We start from the raw sequence: 12,694 nt of genomic DNA on the forward strand, positions 1-12,694 counted from the left end.
CGACTGTAGGTCGATGTGTGGACGCGTTCGATTTGGGACAGTTGTACCCATGATCGAAGTGACAGGACTGACCAAGCAATACGGCGCGGTGACGGCGGTCGACAACCTCACCTTCACCATTCGACCCGGCATCGTGACCGGCTTCCTGGGCCCCAACGGCGCAGGCAAGTCGACCACGATGCGGATGATCCTCGGTCTCGACCGCCCCACCTCGGGAACGGCGACCATCGAGGGCAAGAGCTACAGCCATCTGAAGCAACCACTGCGTACCGTCGGCGCTCTGCTCGACGCCAAGTGGGTACACCCGAATCGTTCGGCCCGTGCGCATCTCGAGTGGATGGCCGCCTCCAACGGCATTCCGAAGTCGCGCGTCGACGAGGTGCTGCGTCTGGTGGGCCTGTCGGAGGTCGCGAAGAAGAATGCGGGCGGGTTCTCGCTCGGCATGTCGCAGCGACTCGGACTCGCAGGCGCGCTGCTCGGTGACCCCAAGGTGCTGCTGTTCGACGAGCCGGTCAACGGCCTCGACCCCGAGGGCATCGTCTGGATCCGAAAGTTCATGCAGCGCTTGGCAGCCGAGGGCCGCACGGTGCTGGTCTCGAGCCACCTGCTCTCGGAGATGGCGCAGACGGCGGAACACCTCATCGTCATCGGACGCGGCAAGTTGATCTCGGATTCCTCGGTGCAGGAATTCATCGATCGCGCCTCCGAAGCATCGGTGCGCGTCCGCAGTCCGCAGCTCGACGGCCTGCGCCAGGCGTTGACCACGGCCGGTCTCACCGTGCGTGAGCCGGACAAGACAGATGAACTTCAGCCCTCGCTGGTCGTGCTGAACTCGACCACCGACGCGATCGGTGACATCGCCGGCCGAGCTGGAATCACACTGCACGAGTTGGCCTCACAGCGAGGATCTCTCGAAGAAGCGTTCATGAAACTCACCGGAGAAACAGTGCAATATCACGGCGCGGGAGCCGAAGAACAGAACACTCAGCAAGCGATGGGCGGGTCACTCTGATGGGCGTCTTGGCAGCGGAAAGAATCAAGTTCACCTCGACCAAATCACCGTGGTGGTGCAGCGCGATCGTGGTGGTGTTCGGCCTCGGCTTCGGAGCGATCCTGGGTTGGGCGGCCAAGACCGCGATCGGACCCGACGCGCCGGAAGGCCTACCTCCGACCACCGCCTACGACGTCGTGGCCAGCGGTGTGGGCGGTCTGGGCATCATGGTGCTGATGATCCTGGCGGCACTGACCGTCACCAGCGAATACCGGTTCGGTCTGATCCGCACCACGTTCCAATCGGTCACCAACCGGGCTTCGGTCCTCGGTGCGAAGGCGCTCATCGTCGGTGTGTACGGCGCGGTGCTGTCTCTCGTCCTGGCGTTCGGCGCACTGTTCCTGGCGAAGTCGATTGCAGGCGAGGAGGCCGGGGCGCTCCTCGGCTTCGATGTGGACGGCACGTGGCGTGTCGTCTACGGCGCGGCGATCCTGGCGTTCGTGCAGATCGTGCTGGCAGTAGCGGTGGGTGCGCTCATTCGACAGTCCGCCGGTGCCATCGCCGTGCTGCTGCTGTGGCCGCTGCTCATCGAGAACGTCGTCGGCCTCATCCCGAAGGTAGGCGACAAGATCCAGCCGTTCCTGCCGTTCCTCAATGCCAACCACTTCCTCGGCTCCAGCGGCGGAATCGACTTTCACTGGGGCCCGATCGGCAGCCTGATCTACTTCGTCGTCTTCACCGCGGTGGTTTTCGGCGCAGCAGTGTTGGTCGTCAATCGTCGGGACGCCTGACGCGCGAGGCCTCTCTGGGTATGGTGTCCGCTATGCGGATTTCCTTGCTTGCAGGTAGCGCCGTCACTGTCTTGATTCTGGCCGGTTGCTCGTCCACCTCGGACGAGGAACCGGCCAGAGTTTTCGCGACACCCGACGGGCAGGGCCTGTCTGCCGCGGTCACCGAGGAAGCCTTGGTTGGCCACCTGGAAGAGCTCGAGAGCATTGCCGCCGAACACGACGGCAACCGCGCCGCCGGCACCGCCGGATACGACGCGAGCGTCGATTACGTTGTCTCACAACTCGAATCGGCCGGGTTCGAGGTCACCACCCCGGAATTCGAGTTCGAGACCTTCGAGGCGCAGACCCAAACTCTGTCACTGGCGGGCACCGAGATTCCGGTGTTCGCACTCAGTTACTCGCCCACCACCACCGCCGAGGGGATCACCGCACGCGTCGTCGGTGCTCCCGCCGACGCAGACGGCTGTGAGGCAACCGATTACGCCGGCCTCGACCTGGCCGGAGCCGTTGCGGTGGTTCCGCGCGGCGTGTGCCCGTTCGGGGTGAAGCAAACCGTCGCAGCAGAACTGGGTGCGGCCGCGGCGATCATCGTCAACAACGAACCGGGTCCGCTCGATTCGGGGACGCTCGGTGATGCCGAGACCGCACAGATTCCGACCGGCGGCGTGAGCCAGGAGGACGGTGCAGCCGTTCTCGCCGCACCCGAGGTGACGCTGACCCTGGTGACCGAAACCGACACGACCATGAGCCGCAACATCATTGCGCAGACCACCACCGGGTCGACCGAGAACGTGGTGGTCACCGGCGCGCATCTCGACAGCGTCCCCGAAGGCCCCGGCATCAACGACAACGGCACCGGCACAGCGGCAGTGCTGGAAACCGCACTGCAGATGGGTAGCGCACCCGAGGTCACCAATGCGGTGCGCTTCGCGTTCTGGGGTGCCGAGGAGAACGGTCTCGTCGGTTCCACAAAATACGTCGAGGGCCTGTCCGACGAGGACAAGCGAAACATCGCGCTGTACTTGAACTTCGACATGATCGGCTCCAACAACGCCGGCTACCTCGCGTACGACGGAGACGATTCCGACCAGGTGGGTGAGCCCGCCGGACCGGCCGGATCCGACGCCATCGAGCGGACCTTCGTGGAGCGACTGGCGGAGGAGGGCGTAGCCGTCGACGGAACCGATTTCGACGGCCGATCGGATTACGGCCCGTTCATCGAGGTCGGAATCCCGGCCGGTGGCGTCTTCAGTGGCGCGGACGAGAACAAGACTGCCGAGCAGGCCGAGAAGTGGGGCGGCACCGCGGATCAGACGTTCGACGAGAACTACCACACCGACCAGGACACCTTGGCGAACGTCGACCGCGCCGCACTGGCGAAGAACGGCGCGGCGGTGGCCTACGGAATCGGCGTCTACGCGCAGTCGGTGGAGGGCCCCAACGGGGTACCGGTCGGAGCCGAGCGCGAGGCCGCACGTGCCGAAGGATGAGGGTAAGTATGTGTAACCGTGGGTTACGCTCGATGTTGTGAACGCAGTCGTCGATTCGGTGGTGAAGTGGGTCCGCACCACCAACCGAGCGCCCACGGTGGTCGGGGCGGTTCGGCGTGTGCGTCGCGCCTTACCCGGTGACCCCACGTTCGGTGATCCCCTGTCGATCGACGGTCCCGGACGGGCACTGGCCGTTGCCCGCGTCGCAGACAGATTCCTGGCTGCGAACGGACTCGACGACGAACCGGGCGCATCCCGCGAAGTGGGACTCGGGGCTCTGCAGGTGTGGCAGGCGATTCTCGAACGCGCAGGGCGAGGTCGCGGCGAACGCGACGTCACCATCGTCTTCACGGACCTCGTCGGATTCTCGTCGTGGTCGCTCCGCGCGGGGGACACCGCCACCCTGACGCTGCTCCGCAGGGTCTCCAAAGCCGTCGAACCCGAGGTCACGGTCCGCGGCGGGCACGTCGTCAAGAGACTGGGCGACGGCATCATGGCCGTCTTCGCCGATTCGGGCAAAGCCGTCGAAGCCGTGTTCGCGGCACGAGAAGCACTGACCGGCGTGAACGTCGACGGCTACACCCCGACGATGCGGGTCGGTATTCACACCGGCAGTCCGCGTCAGGTCGGTTCGGACTGGCTGGGCGTCGACGTCACCGTCGCCGCCCGCGTGATGCAGACCGGCGGGAACGGAAACATCATGATCTCCGCCGCCGCACTGGACGCAGTGTCACCGGAGGTGCTCGACGCGTTGCGCGTGGTCTCCAAGCCCTATCGCCGCAGCTTCTTCGCCCCGAAGATCAAGGGCGCACCAGACGACCTACGCATTCTCCGACTCGTGCAGTCGCCAGAGCGGTGACACCGGGCCGTGGCCCGCGCCCAGGTCGTAGGACGCGGCAAGGCATCGGGTGACCCAATCCTTGCCGAACGCCACCGCGTCGGGCATGGAGTATCCGTGTGCCAGCGCGCAGGCGATCGATGCGGCCAGGGTGTCGCCGCCGCCGTGATCGTTGCCGGTGGCGATGCGCTCGCTGGTGAACTCGAGGAACGTGTCGCCGTCGAACAGCAGGTCGGTGCTGTGTGTGGATGTTCTCAGGTGACCGCCCTTGACCAGGGCCCACTGCGCGCCCAACCCGTGCAGGGCCTCGGCGGCGCGGCGCGCGGTGGAGTCGTCGACCACGTCGATGCCGGTGATGAGCCGAATCTCGTCGAGGTTGGGGGTCACCAGCGAGGCGATGGGAAACAGGGTGTGGCGGATGGCGTCGAGGGCTTCGGCGTGCAGTAGTGGATCGCCGTGCATCGACGCGCACACCGGATCGACCACCAGAGGGACCGGCTGATCCCGCCCGATGCCCACCTCGGTGCATACGGCCGTGACCGCCTCGATGATCGCGGTGGAGGCCAGCATTCCGGTCTTCGCTGCGCCGACACCGATATCGGACACCACCGAGCGAACCTGCGCTGCGACGACATCCGGCGGGATCTCGTGGAAGCCCGTCACGCCGACGGTGTTCTGGACCGTGACCGCGGCGACGGCAACGCACGCGTGGACACCGAGCAGCGCCATCGTCCGACTGTCCGCCTGGATTCCGGCACCGCCGCCGGAGTCGGTTCCGGCGATGGTCAGCGCGCGGACAGGAGTCTCGCCGTTGGGCGTGAGCGGTAGGAACTTCACGAGAGAAGACAGTACCGGCGGGCAGGGGGACGGTGGTCTCGGCAGGTTGATCGGATTGTCGAAAACGTGGAGAAAACATGGGCCGGTCTTGAATGTTGTTGTATCACAACGGCGAACAGGGACGCTTATGATCCGTACCAGCATTCGTGTCGTGTTCGACGGACAAACCTACGCATCCGAAGGTTTGTTGGTAGAAAAGGTGACAGAGCCACCGCGCGCATGTTTAATAGTGGTGCACGTCACATCGATTTCATTCGTTCATCACTCCACACACAGCGAAGGAGGCGTCCCATGCTTGCAAGCTCTCCTAGCGCTGATGTCTCGATCAACAAGGACCAGAACCGTTTCGAACTCCGATTGAACGGCGATCTCGTCGGGATCGTCGGGTTCTACGAGGTGGAGGGAAACGGCACGCGCGCAACGCGCACTCATGTCGTGTCCTTCATGCACACGGTCGTCACCGAGGACTTCGGCCACCAAGGGCTGGCCGGCATTTTGGTGCGTCGCGCACTCGACAGCGCTCGCTCCTACGGCTGGAAGGTCAAGCCGGTCTGCACCTACGTGCAGCGCTTCGCCGCAGCCAATCCGGAGTACAACGACATGCTCGTCGCGCTCTGACATCCCCGACGACATCGCTCGGTCACGAGTAGGGCTGGTTCCATCAAGGCTGGTCACTTCAAGGCTGGTCACATTAAGGGCACGACTCGGCGACGATCGATGCACTCGTCTCGCGTCGCATGGACAACACTGGTCTCATAAGTGACATGAGTCACATTCTCCCCAGGCGGACGCGTGAGACGGCGCCGCTCGATCGCCCCGTCGTTCGTATCGAGGACGACGTCGATCACAACAGGTTCGACCTCTTCGTCGACGACGAACTCGTCGGCATTCTCGGGTACCGCTTCGGTGAGGGTGACGACGGCGGTGTGGGCCCCGTTGTCGCGCTCATGCATACCGTCGTCAAGGAGGAGTACGGCGACCGCGGGTGGGCCGGCGTACTGGTGCGGGCGTCGCTGAACACTGCGCGCGATCGACAGTGGCGCATCGTTCCGATCTGCACCTACGTCCGGCGATATGTGGCGCAACACGAGGAATTTCTGGATCTGATCGTCGAATAGAGAGCGGTGCTCTTGCACTGTCGACCCATCGAGTGAATACTGCTTCCTGTAGAGAGCGTCGCTCTCGAAAGGTGTGGTGTGTCCCGATGCGTACAGCCCTGTATCTGTTCGTCGGCGTCATGTTCGCCGCGTATCCCGTACTGCGCCCTTACTCGGACGAGGTGGGCAGCGCGGGGGTCGACGCCTTCGCATCCTCGAACTGGGTGCTCGCCCATACCTTCGCCATGCTCGGCTTCATCGCGCTCGGGCTGCTCGTCCTCTACACGGGTCGACGATCCGATGTTGCCGTCGTGACCACCTGGATCGGCGTCGGGTTGGTACTGCCGTACTACGGAGCGGAAACCTTCGCGCTGCATGCGCTCGGTGTCGAGGCCGCGCAGACCTCGAACCCGGGCCTGATCGAGCTGGCCGACCCTATTCGATACTCGCTCGTGCAGTCCGTCATGTTCGGGCTCGGGCTCGTGCTGATCGCCGTCGGGCTGGTGGTGTTCGCGCTACGCAACCGCTATGCCATGGTGTTGGCCGCTGGGTTCGTGCTGTTCCTGCCGCAGTTCTACACGCCGCCGGCCGTGCGGATAGTGCACGGACTGTTGATTGCGGTCGGGGCGATTCTCGCCGCCAGGTCGGTGGCGGGCAGGTCGGTGGACTCTGCTCAGCCGATCTCCACGATCACCGGAGCGTGATCGCTCGCGCCCTTGCCCTTGCGTTCTTCACGGTCGATCGACGCTCCGGTCACCCGAGCCGCCAGGGCAGGGGAGGTGAGTGCCATGTCGATGCGCAGACCCTGCTTCTTCGGGAACCGCAACTGCGTGTAGTCCCAGTAGGTGTACGTCCTGGGCTCGGGGGTGAACTGCCGCGTCACCTCGGTGAAGCCGGCATCGCCGAACGCGGTGAAGGCGTCTCGCTCGGCCTGTGAGGTGTGGGTCTTGCCCTCGAACAAAGCCGGATCCCAGACGTCGTCGTCGGTGGGCGCGATGTTCCAGTCGCCCACGAGCGCGATCTGCGCCTGCGGATCGGCGGTGACCCATGCCTGCGCATCGGCCTTCAGCGCGGCGAGCCACTCGAGCTTGTAGGTGTAGTGCGGATCGGCGAGTTCGCGACCGTTCGGCACGTACAGGCTCCAGACGCGGACTCCGTCGCACGTGGCCCCGATGGCGCGGGCCTCCTGAGCGGGATCGATCTCGGGGTCCTTGCTGAACCCGGGCTGATCCTCGAAGCCGACCTGCACGTCGTCCAGGCCGACGCGCGACGCGATCGCGACGCCGTTCCACTGGCTCAGCCCGACGTGGGCGACCTCGTACCCGATATCGGTGAACCGCTCGTACGGAAACTGCGCGTCCTTGCACTTGGTTTCCTGCATCGCCAGGACATCGACATCGGATCGCTGCAGCCAATCGACGATTCGATCCTGACGAGAGCGGACGGAGTTCACATTCCAAGTAGCCAAGCGCACGGGAAGGAACCCTATCGAATGCCTCCGACAGGGTTCGGACCGATCGCGTTCTCGGGTCGGGCGTAGCGATAGTGATGATGGTCGACGAAACCCAGATCCCGGTACAGGGCAACGGCTTCGGTGTTGTCGACGGCCACCTGCAGGTAGGCGTGCGTCGCGCCGTGCCCGCGTCCCCAGCGCACCAGTTCTCCGCACATCAGGGTGCCGAGGCCGTTGCGGCGATGCTCGGGAGAGACCCAGAGCGAGGTCAATCCCACCCAGCATCGACCGTCCGGGGCGGTGGTGACGGCTGCGCGACCGACGGCCGCTGCCGACGACGAGCGCGCGGCGATCATGCCGAAACCGACGGTGCCGCCCCGGATTGCGGATGCCACCTCCGCTGCGCCCTCGGGTGCTTCGCGGCCCTGGTAGCGCAGGGAAGTCAGCCACTCCTCTGTCGGCTGCGCGGTCACGTCGACGGCCAATTCGCCTTCTCGCAGAACAAGATTCGAGATATCTGCAGCCATGACGGCAGTTTCGTTGTACGTCCGCCACCCTGCCGGGGCGCTGCCAAGGCGGTCGGGGAGGGAGAGCGTCGGGGGGAGTCCATGAGCGGCGTATCGGTCGATGATCTGCGCGAGGGTCTCGGCCGTCGTCGACGCTCCGGGCTCGAGCGGTATCGCCGAGTTGGCGCGGCCGGTGAACCCGTGACCGAACCGCAGTTGCCAACCGTCGATCCACTCCCGCTCGACGCCCGGCCAACCATCGGCAGCGGCAGCCTCGAGGGAGCGAATCTCCGAGGTGCGGATCGGTTTGGGGCCCAGAGGTTTCAGCGCCACGACTCGTTCGGCTGCGACCTGCACCAGGACGCCGTCCCTACCGCGCACCGAGACTGCATCGGCGTCGGCCGACACCAGTTCGCCGATCACGTCCGTCATCGGGTGGGTGTGGCCGGGTGGCAACCGGTAGCGCAGCATCACCCGCGTACCCACCGGGACGGTCAGTCGTCGTCCTCGTCGTCGTGGCCGAACGGGTCGTCCACCGTTCCGGGCGTCCAGCTGAGACCGGGCACGCCCCATCCGGCGCGCTTGATGGCCTTCTTCGCGGCCCGTGCATGTCGCCCGATGAGCACGTCGGTGTAGAGGAACCCGTCGAGATGACCCACCTCGTGCTGGAGCATCCGAGCGAAGAAGCCGCGGCCCTCGATGTCCACGGGATCGCCGTTGGCGTCCGTACCGGTCACGCGGGCCCACTCGGCGCGGCCGGTGGGGTGCTGCTCGCCAGGGACGGACAGGCAGCCCTCGTCGTCGTCGTCCGGATCGGGCATCGTCTCCGGAATCTCGGACGTCTCGAGCACCGGGTTGACGACCTCGCCGCGGCGACGGAAGATCTTGCCGTCCTCGCCTTGATCGGGGCAGTCGTAGATGAACAGACGCTTGCCCAGGCCGACCTGATTCGCGGCGAGACCGACGCCGTTCGCGGCGGCCAATGTCTCGTACATGTCGGCGATCAGCTCGGCCAGCTCGGCGGGTGACTCGGTGACGGGAGCGGTTGCGGTGTGCAGCACCGGATCGCCGACGATCCGGATGGGAAGAATTGCCATGGTCGACAAGGATAGTAGGGCGAGAGTGGAGCCCGCGGAACGACCCGAGGGGGTCGAGAGTGGAGCCTGCGGAACGACCCGAGGGAGCTGGCAGTGAAGCCTGCGGAACGGTCCGAACACGTGGTGCATGCGGGTCATCGGGTGGAACACGCCACGCGCCGGTAGCTCGCGGGAGCCGTGCTCGAGCCGTCGAGCATGGTTGAATGATGCTCGAAGTACAACTGTGTAATTCGGTCGGTGCTCCTGTGGGTGCCGGCAGTGCTGGGGGAAGCAGATTTCTCCGGGTAGGTGATCGTGCAGACCCTGGAGAGTCGAGATGTCGAGGAGTGGGATGGACAGCGCAGCAGCGCGTGACTCGAACCAGTCTCAGCAACCGGGAAGTTCGGACGGCTCTCAGGATCCGAACGAGGTCGGTGCGGACGGACTGAGTCGACGAGAGCACGACATCCTGTCCTTCGAGCGACAGTGGTGGAAGTACGCCGGGGCGAAGGAAGAGGCCATCAAGGAACTCTTCTCCATGTCGGCAACCCGCTACTACCAGATCTTGAACGCGTTGGTCGATCGTCCCGAGGCGCTCGCCGCGGATCCGATGCTGGTCAAGCGTTTGCGCCGGTTGCGTGCGAGTCGGCAGAAGGCTCGCGCTGCCCGCCGGTTGGGTTTCGACGTCTGAGTAGGTTCCATCGTTCCGTGTTCCGAGTGGCCGTCGACGGTCGGCTAGGGTCGAGTACGTGAGCAGCCCCAACCCGGAACAGACCGGGCCACCACTCCGTGCCCTGGCCATGGTGTTGATCTCGCTCGCGATTCTGTTCGCAGCGATCGGTGCACTGTCGCTGACCGGGTCCGATTCCGACGACGCGGCCGCCGAGCCTGCTGCGACCGAGACCACGAGCGAGCCGGCTGCGGCTCCGGCACCCGCGCAGGCCCCGGCAGCCCAGGTCCCCGCAGCCGACGCGTCGACCGGCGCCGCGGCACCCACCACTACCTCGGGTGCCCCCGCCGACGTCGAGGTGCGAGTACTCAACAACTCCAACGTCTCCGGCCTGGCGGCCGGCACCGCAGACACGTTGACCGCCGAGGGGTGGAACGTCGCCGAGACGGGCAACTTCAGCGCAGACCAGTTCGCGCAGACCGCGGTGTACTACGGCACGTCGGCAGGCGAGGAACAGGCCGCGCAGACGATCGCCACGCAGCTCGGCGTCCCGGCCGAACCCAAGCCGACGTCACTCGAATCCACGGCAGGCGTTGTCGTCATCGTGACCCAGTAGCCCTGCGGCGACCAATTCCACAGCGTCGACCTCCGTGCCCGATTCGGCACGATCGGTCGGCACGTTATCATTTTCGAGCCCGGCGAAACTGCCTGAAAGAGGAGCGATTTCCGATGGACATGTTCAAGCGACGCACTGCTGCGACCCGATCGTTGCGTTACGTGGCCCCGGTCCTCGCGATCGCAGCGCTCGGGCTCTCTGCCTGCAGCAACGGCGAGGTTCCGTCCGACGTCCAGGGCACCGTCCCGCCGGTCTGGACCGGCGAGGCCGACCCGGAAGCAGAAGCCGTAGCAGGTGACAGCCCGGCCGAGTCGGGCTCCGGCGACACCATCGAGGGCACCCTGCGCAACGCCGACGGTGCCGAGGTGGGCACGGTGTCGTTCGCGTCCGAGGGCGACAAGGTCGTCGTCACCGCCGAGGTCGAGGACATGGTCCCCGGCTTCCACGGCTTCCACATTCACACCGTCGCCGCCTGCGAGCCGAACTCCGTGGCACCGACCGGCGGGGAGCCGGGCGCGTTCCTGTCCGCGGGCGGTCACCTGCAGGTCGACGGCCGCACCGAGTACCCGGCCAGCGGTGATCTGACGTCCATTCAGGTCGGCGAGGACGGCACCGGCATGCTCGTCACCACGACCGACGCGCTCACGCTCGACGATCTGCGTGCGGATGGTGCCGGAACGGCCGTGATCGTCCACGAAGGTGCCGACAACTTCGCCAACATCCCGCCGCGATACACCCTGCCCGACGGTGCCGCTGTGCCGGACATGACGACTCTGATGACCGGCGATGCCGGCTCGCGGGCGGCATGCGCGGTGCTGCAGTAGTTTGAGCGCTCCGCGGATCGACTTCGCGAGTTCACCGCGCCCGACACTGGGCGTCGAGTGGGAGATCGCACTGGTCGACAAGAACACGCGAGACCTGGTCAATTCCGCCGAGGCGGTCATGGACGGAGTCCACGATCTCGCCGGGGACACCCCTCGGGTGACGAAGGAATTGCTGCGCAACACCGTCGAGCTCGTCACCGGAGTGTGCGAGAACGTCGGGGAGGCGATGGCGGACCTCGGTGAGTCCCTGTCGTTGGTCGAGCGTGCCGCGGATCCACTGGGAATCGATCTGTTCTCGGCGGGCACCCATCCGTTCGCCGAGTGGTCCACTCAGCAGCTCACCAGCTCGCCGAGCTACGACGAGTTGATCGCGCGGACGCAGTGGTGGGGCCGGCAGATGCTGATCTGGGGCGTGCACGTGCACGTGGGAGTGTCGTCCCCCGACAAGGTCTTTCCCATTCTCAATTCACTGCTGCTGCAGTACCCGCATCTGCTGGCACTGTCGGCGTCCTCGCCGATCTGGGCGGGCAACGACACCGGCTACGCCAGCAATCGTGCGCTGATGTTCCAGCAGCTTCCGACGGCCGGTCTGCCGTTCCAGTTCGAGGACTGGTCGCAGTTCGAGGGGTTCGTCCGCGATCAGCTCAAGACCGGGGTCATCGCGCAGCTCGGCGGCATGCACTGGGACATCCGGCCCGCTCCCAAGTGGGGCACGATCGAGGTCCGAGTGTGCGACGGGGCGTCGACCAAGCGGGAACTCGCGGCGCTCGTCGCATTGACGCACTGCCTCATCGTCCATCTCGACGAGCGGCTGGAGGCGGGGGAGACCTTGCCGTCGATTCCTCCGTGGCACGTGCAGGAGAACAAGTGGCGGGCCGCCCGATACGGTCTCGATGCCGAGATCATTCTGGACTCGGACAGCAACGAGCGGCTGGTCACCGACGATCTGAACGACCTACTCGAGAAATTGACGCCGACGGCCGTCCGACTGAATTGCGTCGACGAGCTGGCGGCGGTGGCCGACATCCCTCGGCTGGGGGCGTCGTATCAGCGTCAGCGTGCGGTGGCCGCAAAATCCAACGGTGACCTGCGCGCAGTCGTCGAATCGTTGGTCACCGACCTCCGATCCTGACCCGATACGCTTCGCGCTACTGGTCGGATTCGTTCGGTTCCATCTCGTTGACGATCAACAGTCCGTCGCGGCCGCGCTGCTCTCGGTACGCGACGCGACCGACGGTGTGCGCGATCACCGGTGCGGTCACCAGGGTGAAAATACCGACCAGCACGAGCATCCAGATGTCGACATTGCCGCGCAGGCTGATGATGGCCCCGATCAGCACCATGATCAGCCCGACCACCTGCGGCTTGGTGGCCGCGTGCATCCGCGAGAGAGTATCGGGGAAGCGCACGATGCCCACGGCGGCCGTGAAGGCGAACATCGCTCCCAACAGGATGAAGACGGAGGCTATCCACTGGGCTGCGGTCATCGTTCGGCCCTCACTGTG

Annotated in this window: 16 protein-coding genes; 11 read left to right on the plus strand and 5 right to left on the minus strand. The window is 65.6% G+C overall.

The window, feature by feature from the left end; translation table 11 throughout:
* Positions 1-49: 49 nt before the first annotated feature.
* The 4 genes from AABD04_RS03990 to AABD04_RS04005 are packed head-to-tail and all read left to right on the plus strand — an operon-like array spanning position 50 to position 4,131.
* A complete protein-coding gene (locus AABD04_RS03990; protein ID WP_341440293.1) occupies positions 50-1,012 on the plus strand; it encodes an ABC transporter ATP-binding protein in 963 nt (320 codons plus the stop codon).
* Entirely contained in the window at positions 1,012-1,782 is a 771-nt protein-coding gene (locus tag AABD04_RS03995; RefSeq protein ID WP_243594509.1) for an ABC transporter permease, read from the plus strand. Before AABD04_RS03990 ends, AABD04_RS03995 begins: the two co-directional genes overlap by 1 nt.
* 32 nt (positions 1,783-1,814) lie before the next feature.
* Positions 1,815-3,272, plus strand: a complete 1,458-nt coding sequence (locus tag AABD04_RS04000; protein WP_341440294.1) for a M20/M25/M40 family metallo-hydrolase — start codon at positions 1,815-1,817, stop codon at positions 3,270-3,272.
* A gap of 37 nt (positions 3,273-3,309) precedes the next feature.
* Positions 3,310-4,131: an adenylate/guanylate cyclase domain-containing protein gene (locus AABD04_RS04005; RefSeq protein WP_341440295.1), complete on the plus strand. Its 822-nt coding sequence runs from the start codon at positions 3,310-3,312 to the stop codon at positions 4,129-4,131.
* Here AABD04_RS04005 and thiD read toward each other — a convergent pair.
* A complete protein-coding gene (thiD, locus tag AABD04_RS04010) occupies positions 4,093-4,947 on the minus strand; it encodes a bifunctional hydroxymethylpyrimidine kinase/phosphomethylpyrimidine kinase (RefSeq protein ID WP_341440296.1) in 855 nt (284 codons plus the stop codon). The genes AABD04_RS04005 and thiD overlap by 39 nt on opposite strands.
* 291 nt (positions 4,948-5,238) lie before the next feature.
* On the opposite strand from thiD, the gene AABD04_RS04015 reads away from it, so the two are divergent.
* The 3 genes from AABD04_RS04015 (at position 5,239) to AABD04_RS04025 (ending at position 6,748) form a co-directional block, all read left to right on the plus strand.
* Positions 5,239-5,565 carry a GNAT family N-acetyltransferase gene (locus AABD04_RS04015; RefSeq protein ID WP_068048077.1) on the plus strand — a complete coding sequence of 109 codons (327 nt, stop codon included), beginning with the start codon at positions 5,239-5,241 and terminating at the stop codon, positions 5,563-5,565.
* 146 nt (positions 5,566-5,711) lie between these two features.
* Positions 5,712-6,065: a GNAT family N-acetyltransferase gene (locus AABD04_RS04020; RefSeq protein ID WP_341440297.1), complete on the plus strand. Its 354-nt coding sequence runs from the start codon at positions 5,712-5,714 to the stop codon at positions 6,063-6,065.
* An 86-nt stretch (positions 6,066-6,151) separates the two neighbouring features.
* Positions 6,152-6,748 carry a hypothetical protein gene (locus tag AABD04_RS04025; RefSeq protein WP_341440298.1) on the plus strand — a complete coding sequence of 199 codons (597 nt, stop codon included), beginning with the start codon at positions 6,152-6,154 and terminating at the stop codon, positions 6,746-6,748.
* Here AABD04_RS04025 and AABD04_RS04030 read toward each other — a convergent pair.
* The 3 genes from AABD04_RS04030 to AABD04_RS04040 are packed head-to-tail and all read right to left on the minus strand — an operon-like array spanning position 6,718 to position 9,100.
* Positions 6,718-7,518, minus strand: a complete 801-nt coding sequence (locus AABD04_RS04030; protein ID WP_149406565.1) for an exodeoxyribonuclease III — start codon at positions 7,516-7,518, stop codon at positions 6,718-6,720. The two genes, AABD04_RS04025 and AABD04_RS04030, sit on opposite strands and share 31 nt — an antisense overlap.
* An 11-nt stretch (positions 7,519-7,529) precedes the next feature.
* Positions 7,530-8,501, minus strand: coding sequence for an N-acetylglutamate synthase, CG3035 family (locus tag AABD04_RS04035; protein ID WP_423228208.1), 972 nt, complete (start codon positions 8,499-8,501; stop codon positions 7,530-7,532).
* Complete coding sequence (locus AABD04_RS04040) at positions 8,498-9,100, minus strand: peptide deformylase (protein WP_243594502.1); 603 nt, start codon at positions 9,098-9,100, stop codon at positions 8,498-8,500. The genes AABD04_RS04035 and AABD04_RS04040 overlap by 4 nt, the downstream gene beginning before the upstream one ends.
* A gap of 331 nt (positions 9,101-9,431) precedes the next feature.
* Between AABD04_RS04040 and AABD04_RS04045 the strand changes: the two genes are divergently transcribed.
* The 4 genes from AABD04_RS04045 to AABD04_RS04060 all read left to right on the plus strand — a co-directional run bounded on the left by AABD04_RS04045 (position 9,432) and on the right by AABD04_RS04060 (position 12,321).
* On the plus strand, positions 9,432-9,770 hold the full coding sequence (locus tag AABD04_RS04045) for a DUF3263 domain-containing protein (protein WP_149406568.1): 339 nt from the start codon (positions 9,432-9,434) through the stop codon (positions 9,768-9,770).
* A 58-nt stretch (positions 9,771-9,828) separates the two neighbouring features.
* Positions 9,829-10,365: a LytR C-terminal domain-containing protein gene (locus tag AABD04_RS04050; RefSeq protein ID WP_341440300.1), complete on the plus strand. Its 537-nt coding sequence runs from the start codon at positions 9,829-9,831 to the stop codon at positions 10,363-10,365.
* A 113-nt stretch (positions 10,366-10,478) separates the two neighbouring features.
* On the plus strand, positions 10,479-11,189 hold the full coding sequence (gene sodC / locus AABD04_RS04055; protein ID WP_341440301.1) for a superoxide dismutase[Cu-Zn]: 711 nt from the start codon (positions 10,479-10,481) through the stop codon (positions 11,187-11,189).
* Positions 11,152-12,321, plus strand: a complete 1,170-nt coding sequence (locus AABD04_RS04060) for a glutamate--cysteine ligase (RefSeq protein ID WP_423228113.1) — start codon at positions 11,152-11,154, stop codon at positions 12,319-12,321. The genes sodC and AABD04_RS04060 overlap by 38 nt, the downstream gene beginning before the upstream one ends.
* Positions 12,322-12,337: 16 nt before the next feature.
* Here AABD04_RS04060 and mnhG read toward each other — a convergent pair whose 3' ends face one another.
* Positions 12,338-12,676 carry a monovalent cation/H(+) antiporter subunit G gene (mnhG, locus tag AABD04_RS04065; protein WP_128646447.1) on the minus strand — a complete coding sequence of 113 codons (339 nt, stop codon included), beginning with the start codon at positions 12,674-12,676 and terminating at the stop codon, positions 12,338-12,340.
* Positions 12,677-12,694 lie beyond the last annotated feature (18 nt).

The organism is Rhodococcoides navarretei, from assembly GCF_038069675.1.
GTDB classification, from domain to species: Bacteria; Actinomycetota; Actinomycetes; order Mycobacteriales; family Mycobacteriaceae; genus Rhodococcoides; species Rhodococcoides navarretei.